This window comes from Massilia sp. Root335, assembly GCF_001425685.1.
Classification (GTDB): Bacteria; Pseudomonadota; Gammaproteobacteria; order Burkholderiales; family Burkholderiaceae_D; genus Telluria; species Telluria luteola.
On sequence record NZ_LMCY01000003.1, the window covers coordinates 516,164 to 532,593 of the forward strand.

A 16,430-nucleotide genomic window follows, 5' to 3' on the forward strand; every position below is an offset into this window, starting at 1 on the left:
CTACTCCTGCGCGGTGAGCCGGTCCGCGTGCCAGCCGCCGCCCAGCGCCTGGATCAGCGCCACGGCCGTCGTCTGGCGGTTGCCCTGCGTCTGCACGAGCGCGCGGCGCGCGTTCAGCGCCGTGACCTGCGCCTGCACCACTTCCGAATAACTCACCTGGCCGGCCTTGTAGCGGTTCAGCACCTGCTCCTCGACCTTGTCCGCCGCCTGCGACGCCTGGCGCTGCAGGTCCTGCTGCTGCGCCAGCACGCGCGTGGCGGCCAGCTGGTCCTCGACGTCGGCGAACGCGGTCAGCACGGTCTGGCGGTAGCGCGCGACGGCCTGCTCGCGCGCCGCGTCCGCGCCCTGCACCGCGGCGCGGTTGGCGCCGCCGTTGAAGATGGTCTCGGTGGCCGACAGGCCCAGCGCCCACGCCACGCTCGATGCCTTGAACAGGTCGCCGATGGCGCTGGCCGACGGACCGTACGACGCCGTCAGGCCGATCTGCGGGAAGTACGCCGCGCGCACGATGCCGATCTGCGCATTGGCCGCGGCCACGGCGCGCTCGGACGCGGCGATGTCGGGCCGGCGCTCCAGCAGCGTGGACGGCACGCCGACCGGCACCTCCGGCACCGTCACGTTCCACGGCACGCCCGCCAGCGTGAAGTCGGCCGGCGCCTTGCCGATCAGGACGGCGATCGCATGCTCGAACTGCGCGCGCTGGCGCGCCAGCGTCAGGTCGTCGCTCTGGGCGCTGGCGAGCTGGGTCTGGGCCTGGTAGACGTCCGAGTGCGGCACGATGCCGACGTCGAAGCGGTTCTGCGTGATCTTGAGCACGCGCTGGTAGCCTTCGATCGTCGTGGCCAGCAGCGCGCGCTGGGCGTCGACCGAGCGCAGCGAAAAGTAATCCGTCGCCAGCTCCCCCTGCGCGGACAGGCGCGCGGACGCGAGGTCGGCCGCGCTGGCCTGTGCATTGGCCCGGGCCACGCCGACGCCCGCGCGCAGGCGGCCCCACACGTCCGGCTCCCAGCTGGAGCCGATGTTCAGGCGGTAGCTGTTCGACGTGCGTCCGCCGCCGTTGTTGTCGTTGCCGTTGTTGTTGCTGTTGTTGCCGGAACCGCCGCCGCTGCCGTTGCGGTTGGCGCCCGCGCCCAGCGTCACGGTCGGGAACAGCGCGGCGCGCTGCCCGGCCACGACGGCGCGCGCCTGGCTGTACGCGGCGACGGCGGCCGCCACGTTCTGGTTGCTGACCTCGACCTGGCGCACCAGGCCGTCGAGCACCGGATCGCCGAACAGGTTCCACCACGGGCCGCGTTCGAGCGCGTCGGCCGGTGCGGCGGGCGCCCAGCCCTGCAGCTCCTTGAAGGCCGCCGGATTCGGCGTCGCCGGGCGCTCGTACGTGGGCGTGAAGGCGCAGCCGGACAGCATGGCGGCGCCGAACAACGCGGCGTTCAGGGAACGAAAGATGACGGTGGTTCGCATGGTTCTGTTCATGGCTGGGAAGTCGAAGGCTGGTCGTCCAGCGGATGGCGGACCAGGTGGTGCTCGTCGGCGTTGCGGCGGCGGAGTTTGTCGAGGTAGACGTAGACGACCGGCGTGGTGAGCAGGGTCAGGAGCTGGCTGGCGACCAGGCCGCCGATGATGGCGATGCCCAGCGGCTGGCGCAGCTCGGACCCTTCGCCGAAGCCGATCGCCAGCGGCAGCGCGCCCAGCGCCGCGGCCAGCGTCGTCATCAGGATCGGGCGGAAGCGCAGCAGGCACGCCTCGCGCACGGCTTCGGTGGCCGACAGGCCGCGCGCGCGCTCCGCTTCCAGCGCGAAGTCGATGATCAGGATCGCGTTCTTCTTGACGATGCCGATCAGGAGGAACACGCCGATCAGGGCGATGATGGAAAACTCCATGTGGAACAGGAGCAGCGCCAGCACGGCGCCCACGCCGGCCGACGGCAACGTCGACAGCACGGTGATCGGGTGCACGAGGCTTTCGTACAGGATGCCCAGCACGATGTAGATGACGACGATGGCCGCGAGGATCAACAGCGGCTGCTGCTTGTTCGAGTCCTGCGCCTGCTTGGCCTGGCCCTGGAAGCTGCCGCGCACGTTGACGGGCATGCCGATGTCGGCCTCCGCCTGCATCACGGCCTGCTGCGCTTCCGACAGCGAATAGCCCTGTGCGAGGTTGAACGAGATCGTCGTCGCCAGCTCGCCGTCCTGGTGGTTGACGGAGCTCGGCGTCGAGCGTTCGGCGAAATGCGCGATGGCGGACAGCGGCACCATCGTCGTGGCCCCGGTCGACAGCGCGGCGCCGCTGGCAGGGTCGCGCGCGGCCGTCAGGTTGGCCGGCGCGGCCGCCGTGCCGGTGCCGGCCGTCGTGACGCTGGCCTTCTTGGCCGGCACGTAGACGTCGTCCAGCGCGGCCGGCGAGCGCGCGTACTTCTGCGCGACGCCCATGATCACGTGGTACTGGTTCAATTCGTCGTAGATGTTCGCGACCTGGCGCTGGCCGAAGGCGTCATACAGCGCGTTGTCGACGTCCTTGGCGCTGATGCCCAGGCGCGCGGCCGTCTGCTTGTCGATGTCGACGTAGGTCTCGACGCCGTTGTCCGCCTGGTCGGTGTCGACGTCCGTCAGCGCCTTCTGCCCCTTCATCGCGTCGGCCAGCTTCGTCGCCCACGTCTTGAGGTCGGCGCGGTTGTCGCTCTTGAGGGTGTACTGGTAGGTGGAATTGGACTGGCGCCCGCCCATGCGCAGGTCCTGCACCGGATTCAGGAACAGCTGCACGCCCGTCACGCGCGCGAGCCTGGGCCGCAGCCGCGCGATCACGGCCTGGCCGCTCTCGCCCTCGGCGCGCTGGCTCACGGGTTTCAGGTTCATGAACATGAAGCCGCCGCCCGCGCGCGAACCGCCCGTGAAGCCGACGACCGTGTCCACGGCGGGATCGCTCTTGATGATGTTCACCAGCTGGTGCAGCTTGCCCTGCATGGCCTGGAACGAGATGCTCTGGTCGGCGCGCATGCCGCCGTTGATCTGGCCCGTGTCCTGCTGCGGGAAGAAGCCCTTGGGCGCGGCGGAGAACAGGAAGACGTTCAGGGCGACGACGAAGGCGAGGATCAGCATGACGAGCGGCTTCATGTCCAGCGCCCAGTCGAGCGCGTGCTCGTACGATTTCAGCACGGCGTCAAAGCCGCGCTCGGCCCAGCGCGCGAGCCGGCCCTGCTTGCGCTGTACGTGTCCGTGCAGCTTCTGGCCGGGCTTCAGCAGCATCGCGCACAGCATCGGCGTCGTCGTCAGCGAGATCACCAGCGAGATCATCACGGCGGCCGACAGCGTGACGGCGAATTCGCGGAACAGCCGTCCCACCTGGCCGCCCATGAACAGCAGCGGGATGAACACGGCCACGAGCGAGAGGCTGATCGACAGCACCGTGAAACCCACTTCCTGCGCGCCCAGCAGCGCCGCCTTCATGCGGTCCATGCCCTGCTCGACGTGGCGGCTGGTGTTTTCCAGCACGACGATGGCGTCGTCGACGACGAAGCCGGTGGCGACGGTGAGTGCCATCAGCGACAGGTTGTTGAGCGAGAAGCCCAGCAGGTACATCACGCCGAAGGTGCCCAGCAGCGAGACGACGGTGGCGACGGCCGGCACGACGGTGGCGCGCACGCTGCGCAGGAACAGGCTCACCACGAGCACGACGAGCAGGATCGAGATCATCAAGGTCAACTCGATCTCGTGCAGCGAGGCGCGGATCGAATTGGTGCGGTCCGACGCGACCTGCATGCTCACGTCCTGCGGCAGCTGGGCCTGCAGCTGCGGCAGCAGCGCGCGCACGCCGTCCACGGTCTCGATGACGTTGGCGCCCGGCTGGCTGGTCACCAGCACGATCACGGCGGGCTGGCCGTTGAACAGGCCCAGCGTGTTGATGTTCTCGACGCCGTCCGTGACGTCGGCCACGTCCTGCAGGCGGATCGCCGAGCCGTCGCGCCAGGCGACGACGAGGCCCTTGTAGTCGGCCGCCGTGCGTCCGTTCGTCGGCGTGTTCGCCTGCGAATAGATCTGCAGGCGCATGCCCTGCCCCTCCAGCGCGCCTTTCGGCCGGTTGGCATTGGTGGCCTGGATCGCGGCGCGCACGTCCTCGGCCGCCAGGCCGTACTGGTTCAGCTGGTACGGGTTCAGGTCGACGCGCACGGCCGGCAGCGAGCCGCCGCCGATCTCCACGTCGCCCACGCCCTTCACCTGCGCGAGCTTCTGCTGCACGACGTTCGACACCTCGTCGTAGATCTGGCCGGGGCTGCGCGTCTTCGACGTCAGCGCGAGGATCAGGACGGGCGCGTCGGCGGGATTGGCCTTGCGGTAGGTCGGGTTGCTGCGCAGCGTCGCGGGCAGGTCGGCGCGCGACGCGTTGATCGCGGCCTGCACTTCGCGCGCGGCGGAATCGATCTGGCGGTTCAGGTCGAACTGCAGGTTGATGCGGGTGGAGCCGTTGCCGCTGTTCGACGTGATCTCGTTGACGCCCGCGATGACGGCGAGCCGCCGTTCGAGGGGCGTCGCCACCGACGTCGCCATCGTGTCCGGACTGCCGCCCGGCAGGTTGGCGGACACGGAAATCGTCGGGAAGTCGACCTGCGGCAGCGGCGACACCGGCAGCACGAAGAACGCGCCGATGCCCGCCAGCGCGATCCCGATGGTCAACAGGACCGTCGCGATGGGCCGCCGGATGAACGGTTGCGAAAGGCTCATGCGCCGGCTCCGCCGGGCTTCGGTTCCGTGCGCGGCTGCGCGGGTTCCGGACCGCCCCGGCGCCGCGCCGGGCGGTCGAAGGCGAGGTAGATGACGGGCGTCGTGAACAGCGTGAGCAGCTGGCTGACGATCAGGCCGCCGAAGATGGCGAGGCCCAGCGGCCGGCGCAGCTCGGCGCCCTCGCCCCAGCCGAACATCAGCGGGACGGCGGCGAACAGCGCGGCCAGGGTCGTCATGATGATCGGGCGGAAGCGCAGCATCGCGGCCTGGTGGATCGCGGTGCGCGGGTCCTTGCCCTCGTCGCGCTCGGCCTCGATGGCGAAGTCGATCATCATGATCGCGTTCTTCTTGACGATGCCGATCAGGAGGATGATGCCGATGATGCCGATCACGCCGAGGCCCTGGCCCGTGACACCCAGCGCCAGCAGCGCGCCCACGCCGGCCGACGGCAGGGTCGACAGGATCGTCAGCGGGTGGATGTAGCTCTCGTACAGCACGCCCAGCACGATGTACACGCAGATGACGGCCGCCAGGATCAGCCACAGCTGGTTCGACAGCGACGCCTGGTACGCGCCGGACGCGCCGAGGAAGGTCATGCTGACGGAGGCCGGCAGGCCGATCTCCCTGGCGACGTCCTTGATCGCCGCGACCGCGGTGCCCAGCTTGACGCCGGATGCCGTGTCGAAGCCGATCGTCGTGGCCGGGTACTGCGCCACGTGCGTGATCTGCAGCGGCGCGGCCTGCTCGGTGATGGAGGCGATGGCGGACAACGGCGTCGGCGCGCCGGAACCCGTGCGCAGCTGCAGGTTCTGCAATGCGTCCAGCGACATCGCGTCGTCCTGCTGCGCTTCCAGGATCACGCGGTACTGGTTGGTCTCGGTGAAGATGGTCGACACGATGCGCTGGCCGAACGCGCTGTACAGGGCGTCGTCGACGTTCGACGCCGTCACGGACAGGCGCGACGCGCTGTCGCGGTCGATGTTGACGTAGGCGGCCGCGCCGGTGGCGCCGGCGTCAGTGACGGCGTTCGCCAGCTCCTTGCGGCGCGCCATGGCCTCGACCATCTTGTTCGCCCACGTCGTCACCGTCTTCGTGTCCGCGCCCTCGATCGACAGGCGGTATTGCGTCGGCCCGGTCTCGGCATCGATGGTGAGGTCCTGCGTCGGCTGCAGGTACAAGGTCACGCCGGCCACGTTGCGCGCCACCCGGTCGCGCAGGCGCGCCATGATGGCACGCTGGTCGTCGTGCGATTTCTTCAGGTTGATCAGCATCGTGCCCGTGTGGAGCATCGTGTTGTTGGCGGCGTCCACGCCCACGGTCGACGCGAGCGATTCGACGTCGGGGTCGCTCAGGATCTCGCGCGCGGCGGCCTGCTGCATGTCGGCCATCGCGCCGTACGAGATCGCCTGGCGCGCTTCCACGCGCGCCTGCAGCTGGCCCGTGTCCTGCGTGGGAAACAGGCTTTTCGGGATGAACACCCACATCAGCGCCGTGAGCACGAGGGTGCCCAGCGCGACGAGCAGGGTCAGGCCCTGGCGCTCGAGCACCCAGTTCAGGCCGCGGTCGTAGTGGCCGACGGTCCAGTCGAAGAAGGACTGGAACTTGCGCGCGAACCTGGTTTCATGGGCCTTGTCGTGGTGCTTGAGCCAGCGGCCCGACATCATCGGCACGAGCGTCAGCGAGACGACGGCCGAGATCAGGATCGTGATCGCCAGCGACACCGCGAATTCGCGGAACAGCCGGCCCACGACGTCGCCCATGAACAGCAGCGGGATCAGCACGGCGATCAGCGACACCGTCAGCGAGATGATGGTGAAGCCGATCTGCGTGGCGCCTTTCAGCGCCGCCTCCATCGGCGGTTCGCCTTCCTCGATGTAGCGCGAAATGTTCTCGATCATGACGATGGCGTCGTCGACGACGAAACCGGTGGCGATCGTCAGCGCCATCAGCGACAGGTTGTTCAGGCTGTACCCCAGCAGATACATGACGCCGAACGTGCCGACGAGCGAGATCGGCACCGCGAGGCTGGCGATGACGGTCGCGCGCACGCTGTGCAGGAACGCGAAGATCACGAGCACGACGAGCACGACGGCCAGCACCAGCTCGATCTGCACGTGTTCGACCGACGCGCGGATGCCGTTGGTGCGGTCCGACAGCACGGCCATGTGGATGCTCTGCGGGAGGCTGGCCTGCAGGTCGGGCAGGCGCTGCTTGATGGCGTCCACGGTCGCGATCACGTTGGCGCCCGGCTGGCGCTGCACGTTCAGGATGATCGCCGGCTTCATGTTGGCCCAGGCGCCCAGCTTGACGTTTTCCGCGCTGTCGACGACCTTCGCCACGTCGCCCAGGCGCACCGGCGCGCCGTTCTTGTAGGAGACGATCAGGTTCGTGTAGTCGGGCACCGTCACCAACTGGTCGTTGGCGTTGATCGTGTAGGCGCGCGAGGGGCCGTCGAAGCTGCCCTTGGCGCTGTTGGCGTTGGCGCTCGTGATCGCGGTGCGCAGCGTGTCCAGACCGAGGCCGTTGGCGGCGAGCGCCTTCGTGTCGGCCTGGATGCGCACGGCCGGACGCTGGCCGCCCTGCAGCGTGACGAGGCCGACGCCCGACACCTGGCTGATCTTCAGCGCGAGGCGCGTGTTGACGAGGTTCTGCACCTCCGTCAGCGGCATCGAGTCGGACGTGATGGCGAGCGTCAGTACCGGTGCATCGGCCGGGTTGACCTTTGCATAGACCGGCGGCGCCGGCAGGTCGGTCGGCAGCAGCGAGCCGCCCGCGTTGATCGCGGCCTGCACTTCCTGCTCGGCCACGTCGAGCGTCTGGCCGAGCGTGAACTGCAGGGTAATCACGGAGACGCCGGCCGCGCTGTTGGAACTCATGCGCGCCAGGCCCGCCATCTGGCCGAACTGGCGTTCCAGCGGCGCCGTCACGGTGCGCGCCATCACTTCCGGGCTCGCGCCCGGGTACAGCGTCTGTACCTGGATCGTCGGGAAGTCGACCTGCGGCAGCGCCGACAGCGGCAGGAATTTATAGCCGACGAGGCCCGCCAGCACGATCGCCAGCATCAGGAGGGACGTGGCGACGGGGCGGCGGATGAAGGGGGCGGATGGACTCATGAAGCACCTCCGCGAAGCATGCACTCGTCGCCCCGGCGAAGGCCGGGGCCCAATTTCGTCGCGCCGACGCGGCGCGTGCAGGACTTGGGTTCCCGCCTGCGCGGGAACGACGGGCTGTTGCCGCGTGCCGTGGCGAACGCCCTCATTGCGCGGCCCCTTCCTGCTGCTGGCGGCGGCGGTGCTGGCGCTGCGCGCCGTCCTGCGCGGGCTGGGCGCCGGGCTGCGCGGCTTGCGTGGCCGGTGCGGCCGCGCCGGCCGCTGGCGCGGCCCCGCCTTGCCCGCCGTGGCGGCCCTTCCAGTTGCCCTGGCCGCCCGCCGCGCCTGCGCCCTGTCCGCGTGCCGGATGGTCGCCCGGCAGCGTCACCTTGGCGCCATCCTTGAGGCGGTCGGCGCCTTCCGTGATGACCGTTTCGCCGCCCGAGAGGCCGCTCGTGATCTCGACGCGCTCGGCGTTTTCCTCGCCGCGCTTCACGTTCGTCTGCGCCACGGTGCGGGTCTGCGGATCAAGCACGTAGACGTAGTCGCCGCTGACGCCGTGGCGCAGCGCCGTCACCGGCACGGTGATCGCGTTCTTGATGACGTCGACCTGCAGGCGGATGTTCACGAACTGGCTCGGGAACAGCTGCGCGCCCTCGTTGCCGAAACGGGCCTTGGCCTTGACGGTGCCCGTTTGCGTGTCGACCTGGTTGTCGAGGGCCATGAAGCGGCCCTGCGCCAGCTCGCGCGTGCGGGTGCGGTCCAGCGCCGTCGCCGGCAGGCTCGCGTTGCCGTTGATGCGCTGCTGGATCGCGGGCAGGCGGTCCTGCGGCACGGCGAATTCGACGTCGATCGGCGACTGCTGCGTGATCACGGCGATCCCGTTCGCATCGCTGCTGCCCACGAGGTTGCCGATGTCGACCGTGCGCAGGCCCACGCGGCCGGCGATCGGCGCGCGCACTTGCGTGTAGCCGAGATTGATGCGGGCGATGCCTTCGGCCGCCTTGTCGGTCGTGACGGTGCCCTGCAATTGCTTGACGAGGGCGGCCTGGGTGTCGACGTCCTGGCGCGCGATCGAGTCCTGCTGGAGCAGCGTCTGGTAGCGGCCCAGCGTGACCTTGGCCGTCTCGAGCTGGGCTTCGTCGCGCTGGCGCTGGCCGGTCGCCTGCAGCAGCGCCATCTGGGAGGGCCGCGGATCGATCGTCGCCAGCACCTGGCCCTGCTTGACGAGCTGACCTTCCGTGAACAGGATCTTCTGCAGCACGCCGCCGGTCTGCGGGCGCACGGTCGCGACCGCGGCCGGGGTCACGGTGCCGAGGGCGTCCAGCAGGATCGGGATATCCGCCCGCTCGGCCTTGCCGACGCCGACCGTCGTCGCCGGCATGCCGCGGCCGCCGCCCGGACCGCCGCGCCCGCCCCCACCCGGCCTGCCCGCGCCGGGGCCGCCCTGCGGCTGCTGGTGGACGAGGTGCCAGGCCAATGCGCCCAGGCCGGCCATCGCGAGCACGGCGACGACGGTGCCGATGACGCGGGTGCGGCGCGAACGCCTGGGTTGGGTCGGGGTTTTGTTCTTGTCGGGTGTGACGGTCGAATCCATGCTAGTCCTTGGCGGCCGGGTAATCAAAAGCACAATAAAAGTTCCCTGGCAATGTAGCACGTCACCCCATCGCTTTATGTTTCGTAACGTACAGACGAGAAATTCCTCAGCCGCATGAGCGGGCGTCCCGCCGGGCAACCGGATTTGCTTCTTTACGCGGATTTACACAGAAGCCTTCCACTTCCCGGGAGATCGAAACAAAAACGGGCGTGGGAGAGGCCCCACGCCCGTATTTCATCGCTGCCGCCATGTTTCGGCGTATGGATGCGCAACTACAAGCTGTTACAAACCTTAACGGCCCGGAAAGGTTTCAGGGCACCGCGCACAGGCAGTGCGTGACGGCCGCGAACGGTTGTCGGCGGTCGGCGACGCCGGCCAGCCAGCCCAGGTCCTTGCCGACCGGCGCCAGCGTGGTGCCGCCGAGGGCCGCCGCGCCGAGGTCGGCCGGCAGCAGGCCCAGCTTCACCTGCACGGTCAGCGCCTGCGCGTCCGACAAGCCGATGCGTTCCAGCAGGCGCTCGGCCAGCGTCGTCGGCGGCTCGGCGTACGTGACGCGGAAGTCGTCGCCCAGGTTCGCCCGCTTGGCCGCCGAGCGCAGCGCGTCGCCGTAGCTGCCCAGGCGGTCGACGAGGCCCCGCTCCTTGGCCTGCGTGCCGGTCCACACGCGGCCCTGGCCCACCTCGTCGATCTTCGCCGGCGTCGTCCTGCGCGCGATGGCGGCCCTGGTCGTGAACTCGTCGTAGATGTGGTTGATGGTGGACTGGATCAGCTGGCCGAAGCGCGGATCGAGCGGGCGCAGCGGATTGTAGGCGTCGGCCAGCCAGGTCGTCGTCACGCCGGCCGTATGGATGCCGAGTTTATCGCCGACCTTGTCGGCCGTCGGCAGGATGGCGAACACGCCGATCGAACCGGTGACGGTATCCGGGTCGGCGATGACTTCGTCGGCCGCAAGCGAGATCCAGTAGCCGCCCGACGCGGCCACGTCGCCCATCGACACGACGACCGGCTTGCCGGCGGCGCGCGTCAGTTCCAGCTCGCGCCGGATCAGTTCCGATCCGTACGCGCTGCCGCCCGGCGAATTGATGCGCAGGACGACGGCCTTCACCGACTTGTCTTCGCGCACGCTGCGGATCAGGTTCGCCGTCGAGATGCCGCCCACCATGCCGGGGCCGCCGGTGCCCTCGGTGATGTCGCCGGCCGCGACGACGACGGCCACCGCGTCGCCGAACGGCTTGTCCGGATGGCGCGACACATAGTCGGCAAAGCCCACCTGGCGGAAGCTCTTGATATGGTCGTCGTAGGCGCCGCGCTTGATGAACATGGCGCGCACTTCGTCGAGGGTCTTGATGCCGTCGATCAGCTTCCAGTCCAGCGCCACCTTGGCCGCGTTGCCGTGCGCCGCGTCGAGGCGCTGCGGCAGTTCGTCGATGCCCTTGGCGATGGCGCCCGCCGGCAGCTTGCGCGCCTTCTCGACTTCGGCCGTGTAGCTGCTCCACAGGCCGTTGTACAGGAAGGCGTCCGCCTCCTGCGCGGCCTGGGACGGGCCGTTGCCGATGAACGGCTCGGCAAAGCTTTTATACGTGCCGACCTTGATCACGTTGACGGTGACGCCGACCTTGTCGAGCGCATCGCGATAATAATTGCGGTGGCGGCCGAAGCCTTCGATCAGCACCATGCCCATCGGGTGCAGGTAGATTTCGCTGGCGTGCGCGGCGATCAGGTAGCGCTTCTGGTCGAAGCTGCCGCCCCAGACGACGACGCGCTTGCCGGCCGCCTTCACGCGCTCGACCGCGGCGCCGATCTCGCGCACCGACGCGAGGCCGCCGCCGCTCATCTCGTCCAGCAGCAGCAGGACCTCGCTCACGTTGGCGTCCTTGGCGGCGCCGTCCAGCGCCTTGAGCACGTCCGGCAGGCGCACGAGCCGGCGGCCGTTGCCCGAGAGGCCGGCGACGACGGAGTCGCGCACGCTGCCGGCGCGCTCCTCGACCAGTTCGCCCTTGAGATCCAGCACGAGGGCCGTCTTTGGCAACAGCGGCTTGAGACCGCCGCCGAACATGCTCCACACGAGGGCGACCAGGATGAGCAGGAAGATCAGGTTCAGCACGAAGCGGCGGGTGGCGTCGAGGCCGCGCCAGAGCGCGCCGGCGCCGCGGCGCATGGATGACAGGGGCTTGAATGGCATTAGGGCTCCGGCTAGTTGAAATTCGGTTCGGTGAGAGGCATGGCCCCGGCGCGGCGCGAGATCGCGAACAGGCCGGCGAACACGAGGGCGCCGTTCACGATCAGGAGTTCGAAGCCGAGGCGGTAACTGCCCAGCAGCGCATGCTGGTGGTATTCCAGCAGCGCGCACAGGAGGGGCGCGCCGACCGTCACCCACGGCACGAGCCGGTCGCACAATGTGCGCGTCGTCAGCATGCCGAAGGCGAACAGGCCGAGCAAGGGCCCATAGGTATAGCTGGCCAGCTTCAGGATCACGACGATCATGCTGGGATTGTCCACCCATTTGAACACCAGCACCATCGCCAGGAACAGCAGGGCGAACGCGAGGTGCACGTGGCGGCGCACGCGCACGCGCGCGGCTTCGGTGAGGTCGTCGCGGCGGCGGATGCCGAGGATGTCGATGCAGAACGTGGACGTCAGCGCCGTGATGGCGCCGTCCGCGCTGGGGAACAGCGCCGAGATCAGCGCGATCAGGAACACGATCTGGACCACGGCCGGCAGATGGCCCATGACGACGGCCGGGAAGATTTTATCGCCCGTCGCCGTGACGCCCGCCGCCGGCGCATACAGGTACAGCAGGCCGCCGAGGAACAGGAAGGCGCACAGCACGACGACCAGCACGGCCGTCAGGCTCAACAGGTTCTTCTGCGAATCCCGCAAGGTCTTCACGGAGATGGTCTTCTGCATCATTTCCTGGTCCATGCCGGTCATCGTCAGCACGATGAAGACGCCGGCCACGACCTGCTTGAGCCAGAAGCCGGGGCTGTCGACGTCGTGCGTGAACACGCGCGCCAGGCCTTTTTGCTGCATCTGCTGCAAGGCCTGCGGGATCGTCAGGTCGAGCTGGCCCAGCATGAAGATCACGCAGGCGAACAGGCCGGCGAGCATGCACGTCGTCTGCAGGGTGTCGGTCCAGACGATGGTCTTCACGCCGCCCTGGTAGGTGTACAGCAGGATCATGCCGAGGACGATGAAGGTCGTGAGCCAGAACGGGATGCCGAGGCCGTCGAGGATGATGTCCTGCAGGACCGCGACGACGAGGTACAGCCGGGCCGTGGCGCCGAACAGGCGCGACAGGATGAAGAACCCGGCCCCACTCTGGTAGGCGCGCCGGCCCAGGCGCACGTCGAGGTAGTGGTAGATCGACGTCAGGCGCAGGCGGTAGTACAGCGGCAGCAGCAGGTAGACGACGGCGATGTAGCCGATCACGTAGCCGATGAGGATTTGCGCATAGCCGAAGCCGTCCGTCCCGACGGCGCCCGGCACGCTGATGAAGGTGGCGCCGGACAAGGTCGTGCCGACCATGCCGAAGGCGACGAGCATCCAGTTGCTGCTCTTGTTGCCGATGAAAAAGCTGTCGTTGTTGGCGCCCCGCGACGTGACCCAGGCGACGCCCAGCAGCAGCGCGAAATAGGCGATGAGGATGCAGAAAAGTAAAGCCGGGGACATTGAAAATCCAGAATGTTGTCTGATCGCCCAGCAATATACACCCAAGGAAGCGCGGGAGTCAGATCCCCTGCCCCGGCGCCCGTTCGAACGGGCCGATGCACGCCTCCATCGTCTCGTTGCGGCACATCACGAAGCGGGCGCCGGACGGGTGGAAGCGGATGTAGTTGGTGGCGCGCGTGCCCGGCTTCATGATCTCGCCGGAGCAATCCTGCTTGCCGTTGTCCTTCACGATCTTGTCGTCGAGCTTGTAGAACCCCTTGGCGCTGGGCCGCTCCGCGACCGTGAACTCGCTTTCCGACACTTCGTCCGCGCTCTTCACGAGCGTCGTGCCGTCGCCGCGGAAGTGGTACGTCTCGGAACAGCCGAGTTGCGGAATGGTGAGGATCCAGATGCCCAGCAGCGGATGCGCGGCGGACGGCGCGGCGGCGTGTGCCGACAGGGAGGCTGCAACAGACAGGCAGGCGAACAGTCCGGTAAGCGTGCGCATGATGGGCCTTTGCATGACGGTGCGGGAAGCGCGGGGGCTTGTCATTATTGCACAGGCAAATGCGGGATGCGCGCGCGGAACAGCGTCGCCGCCGGACTGGCCGTCCGCCTCGGCGGGGACCCGATTACGTTGCGTGGATGCGGGCTGGACTTGGGCCCCCGCCTGCGCGGGGGCGACGGTTCAAGGGTTTGAGGCCGTCAATCCCCGCAATGCCGGGATTGACGGATTATCAGCCGTTTTCCGGCGGCGTCTTCGCCTTGGCCGGCCTGCGCGGCGCCCGTGTCGCCCGCTACTTTGCGGGCCCGAAGTACGGCTTGAACGCCTCCTGCACGTCCGACGGCAGCTGGTTGAAGTCGATGCGCTGGTTCCTGATTTCGGCACGCAATCGGTCGGGGCCACCGAACGCCCGAACGGTTCGCGCGGCAAGATCGCGGGCCAGCGCGCGCAGGATCGGGTCGGGCACGTTGCCGTCGTTCTCGGCATTCGGGTCGTGCACGTCGAAGGTCTCCGCCGCATCGTCACCGCCGCACTTGCCGTCCTTCGCGGTAAGAACGAGGCCGTTATCCCAATTCTCATAAAGCCGTCTTTCTCCTGCCGGGTCAGGACTGCGCCGCTTGAAAATCCCGGTCACGATGTAATAAGCCGATGCCGCATCGTTTACCCTGCCAAAAATCCACACCTGACCGGTGTACATCTCGTCATCGGCGATTTGGTCGCACGTCGCCCGTATGCCTTCCGGAAACTTCTCGACGTTGACCCGATCGAGCGGCAAGCGCAGGCCCAATACCGGAACCGTCAGGGACCGGGGCGGCCGATCGCTACTGGATGCGGAGGCAGTCGCGCCGAGCGCCAACAAGGCCGCTGCGGCGAATGTGTTAATAACGGTAGACGGCATAATGCGGCCTTTCCTTTCGATACGCTTTGCCTGCCCAAAAATCGCGCTGGACAAAATCCGACACCCAGTGCTTTCCGTCATAAGCGGCAACATGACCTGCCGTGCTGTCCGTATGCGGCTGCATGACCATCACATCGCCCTTGATGAAGTTGAACTTGTCCGGGTCCTTGACGGTGATCTCATGGAAACCCAACATCTCGAGGGCCGGGCCAAACTCCTTTCCGGTAGGCGGATAAACGCCGTGAAAGTTCGCACCGCCGGCTTGCAGCGCCTTTCTCACGTACTCGCCGCATTTCCTGTGGCTATGCATGTGCTTGTCGGCTGCGTCATAGAGATGCTTGGTGAACTTGTCGATGTCAACCGGCATCGCGCACCTCACGCGATCTTGTTGGCGGCAAGATCCCAGCCGCCGGCAGTATTCCCGCCGCTACCCCCGCCGATCTTTTGCTGGGTGTACTTCCACTTGATCTTCGAATACTTGAGGTTGACGTTCTCGGACAGGAAAGACTCATCGCCCCCCATGTGCGGCTTGACCATGCCGATGAGGACGTTTTCCATGTCGACCTCGAAGTACTTTACCCGGTCGCCGTTGCCGTCTGCGCGGAAGAACTCGAATTTCGCCTTTGGAATCGTTTTGCCCATCGCACATGCCTGGGCAAGGATGGGACTGGAGAGGTCCGTGAGCTTGGAAAACGAGATGTCCGACATGTCGACGCGCTCCGCGGTGTGGCCGCCGCCGGTCGACGCCGTGGCGCTGCGCGGCTGGTGGATGCCCCAGTGGACACCTGTGACCTCGATCCAGTCCTTGTGCTTGTCGTCCTGGGATTCGCCCTTGATGCCGTCAATTTGCAGGTACACGTCGATTGCCATTGATTGTCTCCGGTTGAAGATGACGTGGCGCCGACTCATTGGCACGGGCGTTTCCGATGCGGAATGCCCTGCCGCGGTCTGGCCCGGCGAGCACGCCGACGGTGGAGCCCCGTGGATGCCACGACGGCCAAAACGACCGACGTTGGCTTCCCGTTCGTGCGCAAGGCGGCTCCAATAAGGTCGGCAGGCTCGATCGAGGATTGTTGCGCCGAACAAGGCCACAAGATTTGGGCCCTATCAATCGGCGTGTTCGGACATGTCGACCAGGCTGCGGGAACGAAACGACAGCCGTCGACCGGCCAGACGATCCGTCACAAGATGTGGCATATCGTCCGGCAGGTCGAGCGGATTGGCTGATTACGACACAGCTTGCGCCGCAAACTGTGGTGCTTCATCGCGCCTGGGGTGCCCCAGCCGCTTCCGGATTCGGCCCGGGCACGCCGTACCGGCGCGCAACGGGCTGTCAGCCGTTTTCCGGCGGCGTCTTCGCCTTGGCCGGCCTGCGCGGCGCGCGCGTGGCCGGCTTGCGCGACGGGGCCTTGTGCGCCGGGCGGCTGGATTTCTTGCGGGCCGGTTTCGCGCCGTCGCCCTCGTCCTCGCCTTCCGGTGCGGCACCGTCGCCGGCCGGCATCGCCGCCTGCTCCGCGACGGCATGCTGCGCGTCGGCCGCGGCGGCGCTGTCTTGCTGTGCCGCCTGGTCCGGCGTCACGGCCGTGCCGGATGCCGGCACCTCCGCGGCGGGTGCCGCATCCTTGCGCGCGGCCGGCTTGCGCGGCGCGCGCGCGGGACGGCGGCGTTCCTTCACGGGCGCGGGCGCCTCGTCGGCAGCCGGCGCGACCGCGGCCGCATCGTCGGCCTCGGCCGCGGCCACCGGTTCGATCGCCTCGGCCAGGTCGGGCGTCGGTGCGGGCCAGGTCGCCATGGCGGCATCTTCGGATGCCGGCGCAGCGGCGTCGGCGCTTCCCGCCTGAGCCTCGCGGCCCTTGCGTCCACGGCCCCCGCGGCGGCGCGATTCGCGTGCCGCCGCCGGCACTTCCGTCGGCTGCTCGCCCTGGGTTTCGGCGGCCAGCTCGTCGCCGGCCTCGGACGCGGGCTGTGCCGGCTCGAG

General features: G+C 68.1%; 11 protein-coding genes and 1 pseudogene. 1 reads left to right on the forward strand and 11 read right to left on the reverse strand.

The window, feature by feature from the left end; translation table 11 throughout:
- The 10 genes from ASC93_RS02695 to ASC93_RS02740 form a co-directional block, all read right to left on the reverse strand.
- The gene (locus ASC93_RS02695; RefSeq protein WP_056436486.1) at positions 1-1,461 is read right to left on the reverse strand and encodes an efflux transporter outer membrane subunit; all 1,461 of its coding nucleotides are present in this window, start codon (positions 1,459-1,461) and stop codon (positions 1-3) included.
- A gap of 8 nt (positions 1,462-1,469) precedes the next feature.
- On the reverse strand, positions 1,470-4,715 hold the full coding sequence (locus ASC93_RS02700; protein ID WP_056436490.1) for an efflux RND transporter permease subunit: 3,246 nt from the start codon (positions 4,713-4,715) through the stop codon (positions 1,470-1,472).
- Positions 4,712-7,828 (reverse strand): efflux RND transporter permease subunit, encoded by a 3,117-nt coding sequence (locus ASC93_RS02705; RefSeq protein ID WP_056436493.1) that lies wholly within the window; start codon positions 7,826-7,828, stop codon positions 4,712-4,714. Before ASC93_RS02705 ends, ASC93_RS02700 begins: the two co-directional genes overlap by 4 nt.
- Before the next feature lie 142 nt (positions 7,829-7,970).
- Positions 7,971-9,401, reverse strand: a complete 1,431-nt coding sequence (locus tag ASC93_RS02710) for an efflux RND transporter periplasmic adaptor subunit (protein ID WP_056436497.1) — start codon at positions 9,399-9,401, stop codon at positions 7,971-7,973.
- A gap of 310 nt (positions 9,402-9,711) precedes the next feature.
- Positions 9,712-11,583 (reverse strand): signal peptide peptidase SppA, encoded by a 1,872-nt coding sequence (sppA, locus tag ASC93_RS02715; protein ID WP_056436500.1) that lies wholly within the window; start codon positions 11,581-11,583, stop codon positions 9,712-9,714.
- Positions 11,584-11,594: 11 nt separating this feature from the next.
- Positions 11,595-13,070, reverse strand: coding sequence for a sodium:solute symporter (locus ASC93_RS02720; RefSeq protein ID WP_056436503.1), 1,476 nt, complete (start codon positions 13,068-13,070; stop codon positions 11,595-11,597).
- Between the two features lie 58 nt (positions 13,071-13,128).
- Entirely contained in the window at positions 13,129-13,557 is a 429-nt protein-coding gene (locus tag ASC93_RS02725) for a hypothetical protein (RefSeq protein WP_056436943.1), read from the reverse strand.
- Positions 13,558-13,846: 289 nt separating this feature from the next.
- Positions 13,847-14,452, reverse strand: a complete 606-nt coding sequence (locus ASC93_RS02730) for a hypothetical protein (RefSeq protein WP_056436506.1) — start codon at positions 14,450-14,452, stop codon at positions 13,847-13,849.
- Entirely contained in the window at positions 14,433-14,819 is a 387-nt protein-coding gene (locus tag ASC93_RS02735; protein WP_056436946.1) for a hypothetical protein, read from the reverse strand. Before ASC93_RS02735 ends, ASC93_RS02730 begins: the two co-directional genes overlap by 20 nt.
- Positions 14,820-14,827: 8 nt before the next feature.
- On the reverse strand, positions 14,828-15,322 hold the full coding sequence (locus ASC93_RS02740; RefSeq protein WP_056436509.1) for a type VI secretion system tube protein Hcp: 495 nt from the start codon (positions 15,320-15,322) through the stop codon (positions 14,828-14,830).
- 111 nt (positions 15,323-15,433) lie between these two features.
- On the opposite strand from ASC93_RS02740, the gene ASC93_RS31265 reads away from it, so the two are divergent.
- On the forward strand, positions 15,434-15,679 hold the full coding sequence (locus ASC93_RS31265; protein WP_056436511.1) for a hypothetical protein: 246 nt from the start codon (positions 15,434-15,436) through the stop codon (positions 15,677-15,679).
- Positions 15,680-15,785: 106 nt separating this feature from the next.
- On the opposite strand, the pseudogene ASC93_RS31270 reads toward ASC93_RS31265, so the two are convergent.
- Positions 15,786-16,430, reverse strand: a pseudogene (locus ASC93_RS31270) (hypothetical protein); the annotation flags it as partial.

What these genes read in the sequence shown, in the direction of transcription:
- ASC93_RS02730 (WP_056436506.1), bottom strand. Translation starts at nt 14,452, where the DNA reads ATGCCGTCTACCGTTATTAACACATTCGCCGCAGCGGCCTTGTTGGCG.
- ASC93_RS02710 (WP_056436497.1), bottom strand. Translation starts at nt 9,401, where the DNA reads ATGGATTCGACCGTCACACCCGACAAGAACAAAACCCCGACCCAACCC.
- ASC93_RS02695 (WP_056436486.1), bottom strand. Translation starts at nt 1,461, where the DNA reads ATGCGAACCACCGTCATCTTTCGTTCCCTGAACGCCGCGTTGTTCGGC.
- sppA (WP_056436500.1), bottom strand. Translation starts at nt 11,583, where the DNA reads ATGCCATTCAAGCCCCTGTCATCCATGCGCCGCGGCGCCGGCGCGCTC.
- ASC93_RS02700 (WP_056436490.1), bottom strand. Translation starts at nt 4,715, where the DNA reads ATGAGCCTTTCGCAACCGTTCATCCGGCGGCCCATCGCGACGGTCCTG.
- ASC93_RS02740 (WP_056436509.1), bottom strand. Translation starts at nt 15,322, where the DNA reads ATGGCAATCGACGTGTACCTGCAAATTGACGGCATCAAGGGCGAATCC.
- ASC93_RS02720 (WP_056436503.1), bottom strand. Translation starts at nt 13,070, where the DNA reads ATGTCCCCGGCTTTACTTTTCTGCATCCTCATCGCCTATTTCGCGCTG.
- ASC93_RS02705 (WP_056436493.1), bottom strand. Translation starts at nt 7,828, where the DNA reads ATGAGTCCATCCGCCCCCTTCATCCGCCGCCCCGTCGCCACGTCCCTC.
- ASC93_RS02735 (WP_056436946.1), bottom strand. Translation starts at nt 14,819, where the DNA reads ATGCCGGTTGACATCGACAAGTTCACCAAGCATCTCTATGACGCAGCC.
- ASC93_RS02725 (WP_056436943.1), bottom strand. Translation starts at nt 13,557, where the DNA reads ATGCGCACGCTTACCGGACTGTTCGCCTGCCTGTCTGTTGCAGCCTCC.